The 14,394-nt window shown below is 56.9% G+C and carries 11 protein-coding genes; 1 reads left to right on the top strand and 10 read right to left on the bottom strand.

The window, feature by feature from the left end:
- Positions 1-59: 59 nt before the first annotated feature.
- The 7 genes from NQZ67_RS12375 to NQZ67_RS12345 form a co-directional block, all read right to left on the bottom strand.
- Positions 60-440, bottom strand: a complete 381-nt coding sequence (locus tag NQZ67_RS12375; protein ID WP_257445854.1) for a 4Fe-4S dicluster domain-containing protein — start codon at positions 438-440, stop codon at positions 60-62.
- A gap of 5 nt (positions 441-445) precedes the next feature.
- Positions 446-2,074 (bottom strand): FAD-dependent oxidoreductase, encoded by a 1,629-nt coding sequence (locus NQZ67_RS12370; protein WP_257445849.1) that lies wholly within the window; start codon positions 2,072-2,074, stop codon positions 446-448.
- A 42-nt stretch (positions 2,075-2,116) separates the two neighbouring features.
- The gene (locus tag NQZ67_RS12365; protein WP_257445847.1) at positions 2,117-3,496 is read right to left on the bottom strand and encodes an ABC transporter substrate-binding protein; all 1,380 of its coding nucleotides are present in this window, start codon (positions 3,494-3,496) and stop codon (positions 2,117-2,119) included.
- A gap of 435 nt (positions 3,497-3,931) precedes the next feature.
- The gene (locus NQZ67_RS12360; protein WP_257445845.1) at positions 3,932-5,836 is read right to left on the bottom strand and encodes an ABC transporter ATP-binding protein; all 1,905 of its coding nucleotides are present in this window, start codon (positions 5,834-5,836) and stop codon (positions 3,932-3,934) included.
- Positions 5,833-7,566, bottom strand: coding sequence for an ABC transporter ATP-binding protein (locus tag NQZ67_RS12355; RefSeq protein WP_257445841.1), 1,734 nt, complete (start codon positions 7,564-7,566; stop codon positions 5,833-5,835). Before NQZ67_RS12355 ends, NQZ67_RS12360 begins: the two co-directional genes overlap by 4 nt.
- A 188-nt stretch (positions 7,567-7,754) precedes the next feature.
- Complete coding sequence (locus NQZ67_RS12350) at positions 7,755-8,831, bottom strand: FecCD family ABC transporter permease (RefSeq protein ID WP_257445838.1); 1,077 nt, start codon at positions 8,829-8,831, stop codon at positions 7,755-7,757.
- The gene (locus NQZ67_RS12345) at positions 8,828-9,811 is read right to left on the bottom strand and encodes a FecCD family ABC transporter permease (RefSeq protein ID WP_257445836.1); all 984 of its coding nucleotides are present in this window, start codon (positions 9,809-9,811) and stop codon (positions 8,828-8,830) included. Before NQZ67_RS12345 ends, NQZ67_RS12350 begins: the two co-directional genes overlap by 4 nt.
- A 202-nt stretch (positions 9,812-10,013) precedes the next feature.
- Here NQZ67_RS12345 and NQZ67_RS12340 point away from each other — a divergent pair, with 202 nt between their 5' ends.
- Positions 10,014-11,048 (top strand): ABC transporter substrate-binding protein, encoded by a 1,035-nt coding sequence (locus NQZ67_RS12340; protein ID WP_257445834.1) that lies wholly within the window; start codon positions 10,014-10,016, stop codon positions 11,046-11,048.
- Between the two features lie 57 nt (positions 11,049-11,105).
- Here NQZ67_RS12340 and NQZ67_RS12335 read toward each other — a convergent pair whose 3' ends face one another.
- The 3 genes from NQZ67_RS12335 to NQZ67_RS12325 form a co-directional block, all read right to left on the bottom strand.
- Complete coding sequence (locus NQZ67_RS12335) at positions 11,106-11,966, bottom strand: carbohydrate ABC transporter permease (RefSeq protein ID WP_257445940.1); 861 nt, start codon at positions 11,964-11,966, stop codon at positions 11,106-11,108.
- 46 nt (positions 11,967-12,012) lie between these two features.
- On the bottom strand, positions 12,013-12,894 hold the full coding sequence (locus tag NQZ67_RS12330) for a carbohydrate ABC transporter permease (protein WP_257445832.1): 882 nt from the start codon (positions 12,892-12,894) through the stop codon (positions 12,013-12,015).
- 108 nt (positions 12,895-13,002) lie between these two features.
- Entirely contained in the window at positions 13,003-14,340 is a 1,338-nt protein-coding gene (locus tag NQZ67_RS12325; RefSeq protein ID WP_257445830.1) for an extracellular solute-binding protein, read from the bottom strand.
- Positions 14,341-14,394: the final 54 nt, after the last annotated feature.

Below are 14,394 nucleotides of genomic sequence, written 5' to 3'. Positions count from 1 at the left end.
ATAAGCGCCTCCGGTTTACCGGCTGGCGGCGCGGCGCGCGAACCGGATCGGCTCGTGTGCTAGCCCGTGGTCGGCGTCCTGACGTCCGAAACGCCGGCCGCGCGGATCGTGCGGGCGGGAAGAATGCGGTCGATGAACGGCGTTTTGTCTAGAGCGGCAAGCTTCGTGCGGCCGGGTCCCCAGCCGATTGTCGCCCTCCAGCTGCCAAGCACGCCGTTGCCGGCCAGCTCGGCTTCGTCCACCGCGATCTGTTCATCCGCGTACGGCGAGACGTATAACGCGTCCGCCGGGCAGTACGCTTCGCAGATGAAGCAGGTTTGGCAATCCGATTGCCTGGCGATAACGGGCTCGTGCTCCGTCTTATCGAAGACGTTGGTCGGACATACTTTGACGCAAAGGTTGCAGCCGATGCAGCGTTCGGCGCTTACTAATTCAATCATGCGGCTCAAGCCCCCTGTTCTGTTCCCGTAAGGGATCCTGCCGGCGCCGCTCCGAGGAAGGCGCGGTCCGGTCTTGTCTGAATGCTGTCGAGACCCGACACGAGAAGCCGGTAATGCTGGTTCGGATCCAGCTCCGGATATTCCGCGAGCAGATGAAGTCCTCCCCCTCGCGTCTCCTTGCGGGCCAGCGCCGCCGTATACATCCATCTTGACGTCGCGGCCATTGCGGCCGCTTCTCTTGCGCGCACGCGGTCATGGACGGTGGCCGGCGCCTGCTCGTTCACGCTAGGCCAGTAGCTGTTCAGCTTGTTGAGCGCGGCGGCGAGACCGGCTTCGGAGCGGAAATAGTTGATCGGAAGCGGCAGAACCTGATCCTGGATCGCTTGCACCAGCTCGCTCGTTTCTACTCTGGACGAAGGCGGCAGCGTTTGCCCGTCCGCCAATCCGAAGCGCCCTGCCGAGCGGAGCTGCCTCCGGTCCGCGTCCCTGGACTGCTTCAGCGCATGCTCCGCGGCGCCTTCGCCCGCCCAAGTGCCGGAACAGATCGCCCACGACGCGTTGAACGCTCCTCCGCCGGAAGCGGCGCCCGTCACCCGTTCTCTCGTCGCGGCGTCGCCCGCCGCATACAGCCCCGCAACCGTCGTCTCGCATTGGTCCCCGACGATGCGAAGCCCGCCCGTTCCGCGCACCGTGCCTTCATAACGAAGAGTCAACGGGAATGGCTGCGTGAAGACGTCGATGCCGGCGCGGTCGTACGGCAGGAAGAAGATCGCGTGGGAGGAGCGCAGGATGGCTTGCTTCTCGGGCGTATCCGCCTTGTTCATGATGGCGTATACGGGTCCTTGCAGCAGCCTCTCCGCGAGGAAATCCCCGTTGCGGCTGCCGCCAAGCTCGTTGCCGTCCTGGTCGTAATACGTCGCCCAGCCGAGCAGCCGGGAACGCGTATTGGAGCTGAATGCCGGCGCCGGCGCGTAACGGCGGGAGAATTCCATGCCGGACAGCTCCGCGCCGACCTCCGCTCCCATCAGATAACCGTCGCCGGTCAGCACGTTGCAGCCGAGTCCCTTGCTCAGGAAGGCGCACCCTCCCGTCGCGATGACAACCGCGTTCGCACGGACCTCCCATTCTTGGTCAGCCTGACGAAGAACGCCCCTTGCGCCGCCAACGCCGTTGTCGTCGACAAGCAGCTCCAGCGCCGGCGCGTGGTCGAGCACTTTTACGCCCGCTTTCTTCACCACCTTGCGCATAAGCGCCATATATTCGGGACCTTGGAGATGGTTCCGCTGCGGAACGCCGTCTTCGTCTCTGACGAAGGGATACCCCCACTGCTCCACCCGCTCCAAATTAATGTAGACCTGATCCAGCACGCGGTGAATCCAGCGCGCTTCGGACAAATAACCGCCCGACTTCATCCGCTGCTCGACCGCTTTCTCCCTCATTTCCTTGTCGGGAGGCAAATATAATAAATTCGTGCCCCCTGGCGCGGTCGCCCCGCTCGAACCGAGATACCCTTTATCCACCAGCACGACCTTCGCGCCCTTGGACGCCGCGCTCCATGCCGCCCAAGCGCCCGCCGGCCCGCCTCCTATCACCAGCACGTCCGCTGTCAGTTGCAATGCCGTTTCCCCGCTCATGCCAACGCCTCCGTCTTCATCATTCGCGTGATCGCGTTTTTGTTACTTCGTTTTCTCCCATGCCTCGATTAGCCGATTGCTCTCTTCTTCCGCGGCGCGGAGCGCGGAATTGACGTCTTTGCCGCCGAGCGCGATATCCTCCGCCGCCTTCGTCAGCACGTCGCCAAGATCGTTATCTAGCGGATGCGGCGGATTGTTCGGCTTCGCCGTCAGCTTGAACACGTTCTCGATCTTCTTGCCCTTAAGCACCTCGATATCCGCGCCGAACTCCTTCTCCAGCTCCGGATTCACGATGGAAGGAACGCGTCCGTTGCGGGCAACCAATCTTTGCGTCTCGTCGGACAAGATTTCGGCCAACACGAGAAACGCGTCGTCCTTATGCTTGCTCTGATTGGAGAGAATCAAAGAGTGAATGCTTCCGCCGACTTCTCCGTTCCCAAAATGCGGGGCAGGCGCGATGTCCCAGTCGAGCTCAATGCCTTTCTGTCGCAGCTCCTCGAGCGGGCCGACCATGTTCGCGAGGAAAGACGGCCGGATCGCAAGTCTTCTCTCCTCCATGAACGTCACTCTGTCGTATACGATCTCGTTCTCCGGCCCGATGAAGCCGGGTATTTCATATTGCTTCCGAAGCAGGTCGTACACCTGCGTCCAAGCGGGATCGCTTAAGGCCGATCTGCCGGTTGACAGATCGACGTTGCCGACGTCCAGGCTCCGGACCAGGTTGCCGGGACCGCCAAGGTCGATACCCAAATATTGCACCCCGTTATCCTGCACCGTCAGCTTCCGTCCGAGCTCCAGCCACTCCTCCCACGTCTGCGGCTCGTCGGACGGATAGGGAACGCCGAATTTATCGAAAATTTCTTTGTTGTAATAAGTGATAAGAAGATTGAACGAGAGCGGTATGGCGATTAAATTCCCATCCGGCGTGAAGCTTTTGATCGATTCCAGAATGGCCGGCTTAATACGATTTGTATCAATCTGATGCTTTTCGATCAGCTCATCCAGATCCTGCACGATTCCGATATCCAAAAACCGGTAGTAGGACGGGCCGCTGCTCGTGTAAATAATGTCCGGGATTTGGCCGGTCGATATTAGATCCTCGGGCGTTGTTTCCGAGTCGGTCTTAATCCGCTCCAGCGTGATATGAGGATACTTGGCTTTCGTAGGCTCCACGATCAGCTTGTTGAATTCCGTATCCGTGATCGTGTTGCCGTAATTCCAGAACGTCAGCGTAACGGGCTCCTTGTCCGCCGATCCATCCTTCTCCGCTTCCCTTGCGCCGCCTTCCGCGGCCTGCTTCTCTCCTCCGCTATTCGCGGAAGGAGCCGTTCCTTCGTTCCCGGCCGTTCCGGAGTTTCCGCAAGCGCTGACCAGCGCGACGACAACCGCGAACAGCAGCGTCAACCATCGACGTTTTTTCATATTACGCCCCCTCCTTCTGCCCATGGGATGGTTATCGGCGGAGGATCGACCAAGCCAACAAAAAAAGATGCACGTCTTCTCCGGCCGGACTCCGCGGCAAACCGCGGAATCCTGCGACGAGAAAACATACATCTCCATTAGAATGGTCAATGCCATCACTTATAACCAATAATACCAAGTGCTTTAGTTTGAATTTCGATAGACTTATCTTAGCACCGCATTTGGGAGGTGTCAATAAGAAAAAAATGTTCCATTCCGGGCAGAATTATGCGTTCTTACCGACTACCAAAGGACTAAGGGCCGCTCAAATGTGTTGGGGCGGCGGTTGGAGCAATTAGTGAACTGAGAGTCGCTTTAACGGTCCGGGGGAGTGTGGTCGATTGCAAAAATAAAGCCGGACTCCCCCTCAGGAAGTCCGGCTTTCCTATCATAAAGCTACCCCGCCCCCAGCTTCGCCCCCGCGGCGAACTGGCTGTTGTACAGGTCGGCGTAGAAGCCGCCGCGAGCGAGCAGCTCCTCGTGGGTGCCTTGCTCGATAACCGAGCCTTTGTCCATGACGAGAATCAGATCGGCGTCGCGAATCGTCGAGAGCCTGTGGGCGATGACGAAGCTCGTACGGCCTTGCATGAGATGGTTCATCGCATGCTGGATCTGGATTTCCGTGCGCGTGTCGACGCTGCTCGTCGCTTCGTCCAGGATGAGGATCGCCGGATCGGCCAGGATGGCGCGGGCGATCGTCAGCAGCTGCTTCTGGCCCTGCGAGATGTTCGACGCCTCTTCGTTCAGCACCGTCTCGTAGCCCTCCGGCAGCGTCCGGATAAAGTGATCGGCATGCGCGGCCACCGCGGCCTGCACGATTTCCTCTTCGGTAGCGCCCGCGCGTCCGTACGCGATGTTATCCTTGATCGTGCCGTTGAACAGCCACGTGTCTTGAAGCACCATGCCGAACAAGCTCCGCAGCTTGGCGCGCTCCATGTCGCGAATATCGCGGCCGTCGATCGTTATGGCGCCGCCGTTCACTTCGTAGAAGCGCATAAGCAGATTGACGAGCGTCGTCTTGCCCGCTCCCGTCGGTCCAACGATCGCAACCGTCTGGCCGCTAGTGACGGCGATATTCATATTTTCGATTAATGGAGCATCCGCGTTATATCCGAAATTCACCGCTTGGAACTCGACATCCCCGCGAGGCGAAGCCGGCAGCTTGGCGCGCGAGACGTCCGGCGTCTCTTCCTCTTCGTCCAGCAGCTCGAATACCCGCTCCGCGGACGCGATCGTCGATTGGATAATGTTCGCGATGTTCGCCGTCTGCGTAATCGGCATCGTGAATTGGCGGGCATATTGGATGAACGCCTGGATGTCCCCGACGGTGATCGATTGCCTCGTTACCAGAATACCGCCGACGACGCAGATCAGCACGTACCCGATATTCCCGATGAAGCCCATCAGCGGCATAATGATGCCGGAGATGAACTGCGCCTTCCAGCTCGATTCGTACAGCCTGCCGTTTATCGATTCGAACTGCTCGACGGAATCCTTCTCCCTGCCGAACGCCTTCACGACCGTATGTCCCGTGTACATTTCTTCGACATGGCCGTTCAACAACCCTAGCTCGGCTTGTTGGCTGGCGAAATGCACCTGCGACCGCTTCGCCACCATTGCGATGACGATAAAGCTGAGCGGCAGCGTCAGCACGAGAATAAGCGTCAGCAGCGGGCTGATCGTCAGCATCATGACGATAATGCCGATCAGCGTAATGACCGAAGTAATCATCTGCGTTAAGCTCTGCTGCAGCGTGTTGCTGATGTTGTCGACGTCGTTCACGACGCGGCTCAGAATATCCCCGTTCGAACGCGCGTCGAAAAACTTAAGCGGCAGCCGCCCCAGCTTCTCGTTCACTTCGTTCCGAAGCCGGTACACGACCTTCTGCGCCACGCCCGCCATCCAATATTGCTGGAAAAAGCCGAACACGGCGCTGATGACGTACAGTCCCGCAAGCAGTGCCAAAATATAAGCGATACCCTTAAAATCCACTTCGGCGCCCGCGACGCCCTGAACCTTATCCATCATGCCGTTGAACAAAATATCGGTCGCCTCGCCTAATATTTTCGGGCTGATAATGGAGAAGACCGTGCTCAAAATCGCGGCGGCGATGACGGCAACCAGTTGCATCCGAAACGGCCGCAAGTAACCTGCCAGCCTCTTCAGCGACGTTTTGAAGTTTTTGGCCTTCTGTCCCGGCATGCCCATCATGCCCGGGCCGCCGAAGCCCATCGGCCTGCCGCCCGGAGGACCGCCTCTGGCGCCGGGTCCGGCTTGATTTTCTTTATGCTCCCGACTCATGCAATCTCCTCCTCCGACAGCTGCGATTCCACGATTTCACGGTAGACGGAGCAGCCCTCCATCAGCTCGCCATGACGGCCAATGCCGGCAATCCGACCTTCGTCCAGCACGATGATCCGATCGGCGTCCATGACGGTGCTTACCCTCTGGGCGACGATCAGCACGGCCGCGTCCCTCGTCTCTTCCTTCAGAGCCCCGCGAAGCTTGGCGTCCGTCTTGTAGTCAAGCGCCGAGAAGCTGTCGTCGAACAAATAAACCAGCGGTCTCCGCACGAGCGCTCTCGCGATCGACAACCGCTGCTTCTGCCCGCCCGACAGATTGACGCCGCCCTGTGACAGCTCGGACTCGAAGCCTTCCGGCATCGCCTCGACGAAGTCCAGCGCCTGCGCCGTTGCGGCCGCCCTGCGAATTTCTTCCTCGGACGCGTCATCCTTGCCGTAACGGATATTGGCGTTCACCGTGCCCGAGAACAATACCGCCTTCTGCGGAACGAGCGAGATGTTCCTCCGCAGCTCCTCCTGGGTCCAGCTGCGAACATCCCTGCCTCCCACCAGCACCGTGCCGCTTGCCGCGTCGAAGAACCGCGGGATCAAATGAAGCAGCGACGTCTTACCGGAGCCCGTGCCTCCGATGATCGCCGTTACTTCGCCGGGCTTCGCCCGGAAGGTAAGCCCGGATAAGGCGGGACGCTCCGCCCCCGGATAGCTGAACGATACGTCGCGGAATTCCACTTCGCCGGACGCCATCTTCGAGCCGCCGCCCCGCGCGGCCGGCTGGTCCTCGATCGTCGGCTCCAGCGCGAGCACCTCGCCGATACGCACGGCGGAAGCCGAAGCTCTCGGAACCATAACGAACATCATCGAAAACATGAGCAGGGAGAACATGATCTGCATCGCGTACGAAATAAACGCCATCAAATCGCCCACAAGCATCGCCCCGTCGTTGATGCGCAGACCTCCGAACCAGACGATCGCGATCGTCGAGAAGTTCATGATTAACATCATAAGCGGCATCATAACCGCCATGATCTGGTTGACTTTGACGGCCGTGTCCATCAAATCGCGGTTCGCTTCCTCGAATCTGGTCTTTTCGTGTTCCGTTCTATTGAAGGAACGGATAACCCGGATGCCCGTCAGCCCTTCCCGAAGAACGAGATTCAAGCGGTCGAGCTTCTTCTGTATGACTTTGAAATAGGGCAGCCCTTTGGAGACAACAAGCCAAATCGCGCCGGCAAGCACCGGCATAGCGACGAGAAGGACGACCGTCAGCTCCGCATCTTTGTACAGCGCCATAATAATGCCGCCGATACACATCATGGGTGCCATAACCATCATGCGGAGCATCATCATAAGCACCTGCTGGACCTGATTGATGTCGTTCGTCGTTCTCGTAATAAGCGAAGCCGTCCCGATCTCGCCGAATTCGCGAAGCGAGAACTTTTCGACATGGGCGAACACTTTGCCTCTCACGATGCGTCCGAACGCGGACGAAATTTTCGAAGAGTGATAGCTCGCCAGGATCGACACGGCCGTGCCGGCCAGCGTGACGGCAAGCATGAAGCCGCCCATCTTCCATATGTACGCCGTATTCCCGTCCACAACGCCGATGTTCACGATATCCGCCATGATCGTCGGCAAATACAGCTCGGACAGCGACTGCAGCAGGATGAGCACCATAACGAACGCGATAACCGCTCGATAGGGCCTCAAGAATCGAAACAGCTTAAGCATGTCTTTGTTCAACCCCCGTCTCTTAAAGTGCGTTTGAACTACCGCTTAAATGCTTTAGTCGTAAACCTTTCAATAGTTTAATTATAAACATTGCGGGGCAAGATACAACATTCCTATACGGAGCCCTCATTTAACGAAAAAAACAAGACCGCCGCATCCCAGTGGATACGAACGGTCTTGCTTAACGGCTAATAGCGATTGCGATTGCGATACAGCAAATAGAGGAAAAACGGCGCCCCGATCGCGGCGGTGAACACGCCGGCCGGCACGTCGCGCGGCAGGAAGGCCGTGCGGGCTACCAGGTCCGCCGTCAATAACAGAATGGCGCCGACCAGCGCGCTTACGGGCATCACGTAGCGAAAGGATGGACCGACCAGTCTTCTGGCCATATGCGGCGCCATGAGACCGATGAAAGCGATGGCCCCTCCGATGGAAATCGCCGCTCCGGCCAGCGCCACGCTTAAGCCGATCAGCAGCAGCCGCTGCTTCTGTACATGCGCTCCGACGCTGCCGGCGAGCTGGTCGCCAAGCGCTTGGATATCGACATGACGCGCTTGCACCCAAGCTGCCGGCAGCAGGACAAGCACCCAAGGGAGCAGCGTCAGAACATCCTTGTCCCATGACATGCCGTAGATGCTGCCAGCCATGAACGTTAGGGAACGATCGGCGAGCTGTAGCGGACCCGCAATGATCAGCATGTAGGAGACGGACTTGACTGCCGCCGAGACGCCGATGCCGATCAGCACAAGACGAAGCGGAGATACGCCTTTCTTCCACGCCAGCGCGTACAGCAGCGCGGTTATAAGAATGGCCCCGGCTATTGCGAAGAACGGCATCCAATGAATGGAGACGCTGCCTGCGAACAGGAATATGAACATAACCGCGCCGAAGGAGGCCCCTTCCGTAATGCCGATAACATCGGGCGAAGCCAGCGGATTGCGAATGACGCCCTGCAGAATGGCCCCGGCAACGGCCAGCGAAGCGCCGATCAGCACGGCGATGACGATTCTCGGCAGCCTCAGCTTCGTCACGACGACCTGATCCATCGGAGGCGCTTCACCGAATAGATGCTGAAGGAAAGGCATCTGTCCGAAGATGGCCTGAAGAACGCGGTAAGGCGAAATGAACTGGCTGCCCGTCCCCGTGCAGATAACAATGGCCGCCAGACAGATGACGGACAGGACGACCGTTACCCGAGCGGCTCTCGATGCCGGGAGCAGCGATCTTGCGCGCCCCGCCGAACGAAATGTACGATGCTTGCTCATGCTGTCCCCCTTCCTTTCCTCGCGATATAGACGAAGAACGGAATGCCGATAATCGCGGTCATAACGCCGACGGGCACTTCCTTAGGCATTGCGATATACCTGGAGCCCAAGTCCGCCGACACCAGCAGCAGCGCGCCGAGAACGGCGCTGTACGGGAGGATCCAGCGATAATCGTTGCCCGCTATATAGCGGACGATGTGAGGAATAATGATGCCTACGAAAGCGATCGGTCCTGCCGCCGCAACCGAGCCGCCGGCCAGCAGGATGACGGCCAGCGCAGCCAGCGCCTTGGCGACCGACGTTCGCTGACCCAGGCTTGAAGCGATCTCGTCTCCCATAGACAGCACGTTCAAATCCTTGGAGAGCAGCAGAGCGAGCGCCATCCCGGCCGCCATATACGGCCAGACCGCGGCCAATTGGTCCATGTCCCTGCCCGCGACCGAGCCTACCAGCCAGATCAGCACCTGATCGAACATCTTGCCGTCGGATAACATCAGCCCTTGCGTCATGGAGTGAAAGAACGCCGCGACGGATGCTCCAGCGAGCGTAATCTTAACCGGCGACATGCCGTCCCTCCCGAGGCTGCCAAGCAAGAAGACGATGCCGCCGCTCACCGCCGCTCCAAGAAAGGCTACCCAAGTTAAGGACTGCAATCCGTTTATTCCCAGCCAGCCCGCTGCCATTATAATGAAGAAAGACGCTCCCGAATTAATGCCGAGCGTGCTGGGCGAAGCGATCGGATTGCGGGTAATGACCTGCATGAGCGCCCCCGCGACGGCCAGACAGGCGCCTACCGCGGCCGCGATCAGCGCGCGCGGCAGTCTCGCCGTTCGGATAATCAGATGTTCGTTGCTCCCGTCGTAATGGACGAAGGACGCCCATACCGTCCGCATCGGGATGTCCGTGACGCCCCAAGCAATGCTTCCCGCCATCGCGGCCGCAAGCAGCAATAATGCCCCTATGAAACCAATTATGCGCATATGGACTCTCTTTCCATTACAAGATTAAGCGAATCATATAAGTTCATATGCATTTTAGTGGACGGGCCACCTTCTGTCAACGAATGTGATAATCGTTCTCATTTTTTCTGTTGACACTGTACCATGAACCCGCTATAGTTTTGTGTTATAAGTGATAACGATTTTCAATAAACACGCATAAGCGCAGGGGGATACTTTCATTATGGTAAGAGAAAATGCAAGAAACAAGAAGCGCGGAGCGCTATGGAGCTTAGCGGTCCTGATTATGGTCGTGCTGCTTGCGGGCTGCGGCGCGAACGGCGGCGCAAACGGCAATGCGAATAACGCGAACAACGGAAGCTCGGCTAACCAACCGGCGGATAACAGCGCGTCGAACGGCGCAAGCGAGTCCTACGAGGTTGTCCACGCGATGGGGACGACAACCATTAAAGGAACGCCTCAGAAAGTCGTCATTCTGACGAACGAGGGAACCGAAGCCCTGCTTGCTCTCGGCGTGAAGCCGGTAGGAGCCGTCAGGTCCTGGACGGGCGATCCTTGGTACGAGCACATTAAGGCCGAGATGGAAGGCGTAACGGTAGTCGGCGAAGAGAGCCAGCCGAACATTGAAGTCATCGCCAGCCTCCAGCCGGATCTGATCATCGGCAACAAGATGCGCCAAGAGAAAGTGTACGAGCAGTTGAAAGCGATCGCTCCAACCGTATTCGCGGAGGATCTGAGAGGCGAGTGGCAGAATAACTTCAAGCTCTACGCGACGGCGCTGAACAAGCAAGCCGAAGGCGAAGCGCTGCTAACCGCATTCGACGAGCGCATTCAGGACTTCAAGGGTAAAGCCGGCGACAAGCTGAACGATACCATCTCCGTCATTCGGTTCATGGCCGACAAGACGCGCGTCTATCATACCAATACATTCTCCGGCGTCATCTTCGAGAAGATCGGCATTGCCCGCAACGAAATGACCAAAAACGCGAAGGACGCGTTCGTCGACGAAATTACGAAGGAACGCCTTCCAGAGGCCGACGCGGATCGAATCATCTTCTTCACTTACGAGACCGGCGACGGCGCGGCTACCAAAACCGAGGAAGAATGGACGAGCGACCCGCTGTTCGGGAATCTTGAGGCAGCGAAGAACGAACAGATCTACAGAGTGGACGACGCGATCTGGAATACGGCGGGCGGCATTAAGGCGGCCAATATTCTAATGGATCAATTGTACGACATCTACGGCTTGCAGAAATAAAATAGCAAAGGGCTGTTCCTTCAGTCGCCCTGACTGAGGAACAGCCCTTTTTTCAAGTCATCCCTTCACCGATCCGGCGGCGATGCCCTCCACGATCCGGTCGCTGAGGAACAGAAACGCCAGCAGAATAGGGAGGATACTGATCATCAGCGTCGCGCCGATCGCGCCCCAATCCGTCGTGTATTGCCCGATGAAGTTCTGGACGCCCACGGTCAGCGTCTTGAATTCATCCGAGCTAATGAACGTATTGACGAAGATGAACTCGTTCCAATTGTAGATGATATTGATGATCGCCGTAGTCGCGAGCACCGAGCTCGTCATCGGCAAGACGATGCGGAAGAACATGCGGTTAACCGAGCAACCGTCAATGACGGACGCCTCCTCCACTTCCTTCGGCAGCGCGTAATAGAAGCCGAGCAAAATCATGATCGTGATCGGCATGTTGAACGCGACATACGTCAGGATGAGCGAAATCGGATTATCGATCAGGTTCGCTTTGTTGAACATGCTGAACAACGGGATCAGAGTGGAATGGACGGGAATCATCATCGCGACCATAAACAGACCGAGCACGAATGAGCTTCCTTTCCACTTCATGCGCGTGATCGCGAACGTCACGAGGCTGGCGATGATGACCGTTAGCGCCGTCGCCGCAATGGTAATCCATACGCTGTTAACGAAATAAACATCGATATTGCCTGCGCTCCATACTTTGCCGTAGTTTTCCCAACGCGGGTTCATCGGCAGGGACAGGGGCGGGAGATCGAACACTTCTTGATTGTTTTTGAGCGAGAAGAACAGCAGCCAGACCAGAGGAAACAGTTGAAGAACCGCTACGGCAATGAGAACGATATACAGCAGTGCGTAACCGATCTTCCCAGCCATGCCTGATCCGGAGCCCTCTGCTCCCTTGCGCATCGGCGATGCGATTCCGGACGTCATGATGTTGAATTCCCTCCTTAGCTTACGAATATTGAATCGTATCTTTTGTTGCGGTCAATTTGCGAATGAGCCATGTCGCTACCAAGCAAAACACGAGCAGGAAGAAGCCAACCGCGCTGCCGTAGCCGAAATCGTAGGATTTGAACGCTTCACTGTACATATACGAGGCCATGACTTCGCTCGCGCCGTTCGGTCCACCGTTCGTCATGACGTAAATCAGGTCGAAATATTTGAGCGAGCCTACAACGGCAAGCACGATGGTGACCTTGATGACCTCCATGGCGAGCGGCAGCTTGATCTTCCATGCGATCTGAAGCGCGTTTGCGCCGTCGATCTTCGCGGCTTCCTCCAGGGAGGCCGGAATGTTCTTAAGAGCCGCATAATAAATCAGAATATAGAAGCCCGCATATTGCCACAGAATCGGAATGAACAGGGCAAACAGCACAAGCTTAGGCTCTGCCAGCCATGCGGGGGGATTGTCGAAGCCAATGGATTCCAGCAAGCTGTTCAGAATCCCGTTCGTCGGATGATAAATTCTTAGCCACAATTGGGCGATCGCCACGGATGACAGCAGCATGGGAATCAAATAAATTTTGCGAAAAAGGTTGGCGCCTTTGATCTTGGAGGCAAGAACCATGGCGATAGCCAAATACAGAATCAAGCTGAGCCCCGAGAACAAAGCCAGCAGCAACGAATGCCACGCGCTGTTCCAGAACGCAGTGTCCTTCAGAAGCGCCGCATAATTATCGAAGCCGATATAGTCGGGACTTCCGATCCCATTCCATTTGGTCAAGCCGTAGTAACCGGTGAGGATGATCGGAATATATACGACGGCTAGAATAAGCAGCAATGCCGGCAATACGTATAATGCGATAATCTTTTTGTTGGACATAACCTTATTCACTTGCTCCGACTCCTCTCTCTCTCCTTCATGAGGAAAAGCTTATCCGGCCGTGCCTGTTGCCTGTCGGCCGGATAAGCGTAACCTTATCTCTATCTGCTTGTTAACCGATTATTTCCCTGCGGATATCGCTTTATCGTGCTCCCCAGCGAATAAGTCCGGCGTCGCCGCCTTGCCGAAGAGCGCTTGAATTTGATTGAGATGAGTCTCAGCCGCGTCCGCCTTCATCTGCACGTCGGCGAACAATGTAATGCTGCTTGCTTTGTTCATTTCGTTGAAGAGATCGATGTAGAGCTGCGGCAGCTCCAGAGTCGCGGTGTCCACCTTCGTTGCCGGGATGACGCCTGCACCTGTTACGGATTGCTCGCCCCATTTCGTCACGAAGTATTCCACGAATTTTTTCGCTTCTTCTTTTACTTCAGAGTTTTCCGATACGAACAAGCCCACACCCGGACCGCCTACCCAGCTGTCGATGTTGCCTTTGCCGCCGTCCACCGTCGGGAACTTGAAGAAGCCTACGCTGTCGCGGAACTCTTGCGGAATGTCTTCGTTCGTCGTGAAGTTCGGGAGCTCCCAAGTACCCATCAGGAACATGGCTGCTTTGCCGTTAAGGAATTCGGACTTCGCCTCTTCGTTGGATAGTCCGTTGAAGCCTTTGACGAACGCATTGCCGTCTACCAGAGCTTGCACTTCCTCGGCTGCTTTCACGAGACCAGCGTCCGTAAAGGAAGCTTCGCCCGTAATTGCTTTCGCCAGCGTTTCTTGGCCGGCAATGCGATCCGCAAGGTACATGTACCAAAGCGATCCCGTCCAGCGGTCTTTGTTGCCAAGCGCGATCGGCGCAACGCCGTTATCAGTCAGCGTCTTTACGACGGTTTTGAATTGCTCGTATGTTTGCGGCACTTCAAGACCGTACTGCTCGAAGATCGCTTTGTTGTAGTAGACCGGAGCGATGTTGAATTCCAGCGGAAGCGCGTAAGTCTTGCCGTTCATCGCGTAAGCTTCCGTAGTGCCTGCTACGAACTTGCCGTTCAACTCGCCACTCAGAAGATCGTCGACCGGCGTGAACAGATTGCCTTCTACGTAAGGCTGCATGAAGCCAGCCGCCCAGGTAACGCCTACGTCCGGAAGCTGATTGGACGCGGACAGCACTTTCAATTTGTTTTTGTATTGCTCGTTATCCAGCACTTCCTGTTTGATCGTGACGTTCGGATTATCCGTTTGGTATGCTTCGATAATTTGGTTGACGATTTTGTTCTGACCGGCGGATACGCCTTCCGGCCAAAGATGCATAAAGTTCACCGTTACTTTGTTACCGCTTTCATTCGAGCCGCCATTAGCAGCCCCATTCGTGTCTGCGCCGCCGTTATTGGCATTGTTGCCGCAGCCTGCCGCGATAATCGCAAGGCATAATGTCAGCATGAGCGTCGTCCATTTTTTCTTGAACACGTTTACATCCCCTTTTTCGTTGATGTGGTTCGGATTTCTCCTGCACATCTACAT

Source organism: Paenibacillus soyae (assembly GCF_024623455.1).
GTDB classification, from domain to species: Bacteria; Bacillota; Bacilli; order Paenibacillales; family Paenibacillaceae; genus Pristimantibacillus; species Pristimantibacillus soyae.
The sequence above is the reverse complement of the archived record's forward strand: the minus strand, read 5'-3'. Positions and strand labels throughout refer to the sequence as shown.

Excerpts from the sequence above, each read along its gene's own strand:
- NQZ67_RS12375 (WP_257445854.1), bottom strand. The coding sequence starts at position 440 with ATGATTGAATTAGTAAGCGCCGAACGCTGCATCGGCTGCAACCTTTGC.
- NQZ67_RS12370 (WP_257445849.1), bottom strand. The coding sequence starts at position 2,074 with ATGAGCGGGGAAACGGCATTGCAACTGACAGCGGACGTGCTGGTGATA.
- NQZ67_RS12365 (WP_257445847.1), bottom strand. The coding sequence starts at position 3,496 with ATGAAAAAACGTCGATGGTTGACGCTGCTGTTCGCGGTTGTCGTCGCG.
- NQZ67_RS12360 (WP_257445845.1), bottom strand. The coding sequence starts at position 5,836 with ATGAGTCGGGAGCATAAAGAAAATCAAGCCGGACCCGGCGCCAGAGGC.
- NQZ67_RS12355 (WP_257445841.1), bottom strand. The coding sequence starts at position 7,566 with ATGCTTAAGCTGTTTCGATTCTTGAGGCCCTATCGAGCGGTTATCGCG.
- NQZ67_RS12350 (WP_257445838.1), bottom strand. The coding sequence starts at position 8,831 with ATGAGCAAGCATCGTACATTTCGTTCGGCGGGGCGCGCAAGATCGCTG.
- NQZ67_RS12345 (WP_257445836.1), bottom strand. The coding sequence starts at position 9,811 with ATGCGCATAATTGGTTTCATAGGGGCATTATTGCTGCTTGCGGCCGCG.
- NQZ67_RS12340 (WP_257445834.1), top strand. The coding sequence starts at position 10,014 with ATGGTAAGAGAAAATGCAAGAAACAAGAAGCGCGGAGCGCTATGGAGC.
- NQZ67_RS12335 (WP_257445940.1), bottom strand. The coding sequence starts at position 11,966 with ATGCGCAAGGGAGCAGAGGGCTCCGGATCAGGCATGGCTGGGAAGATC.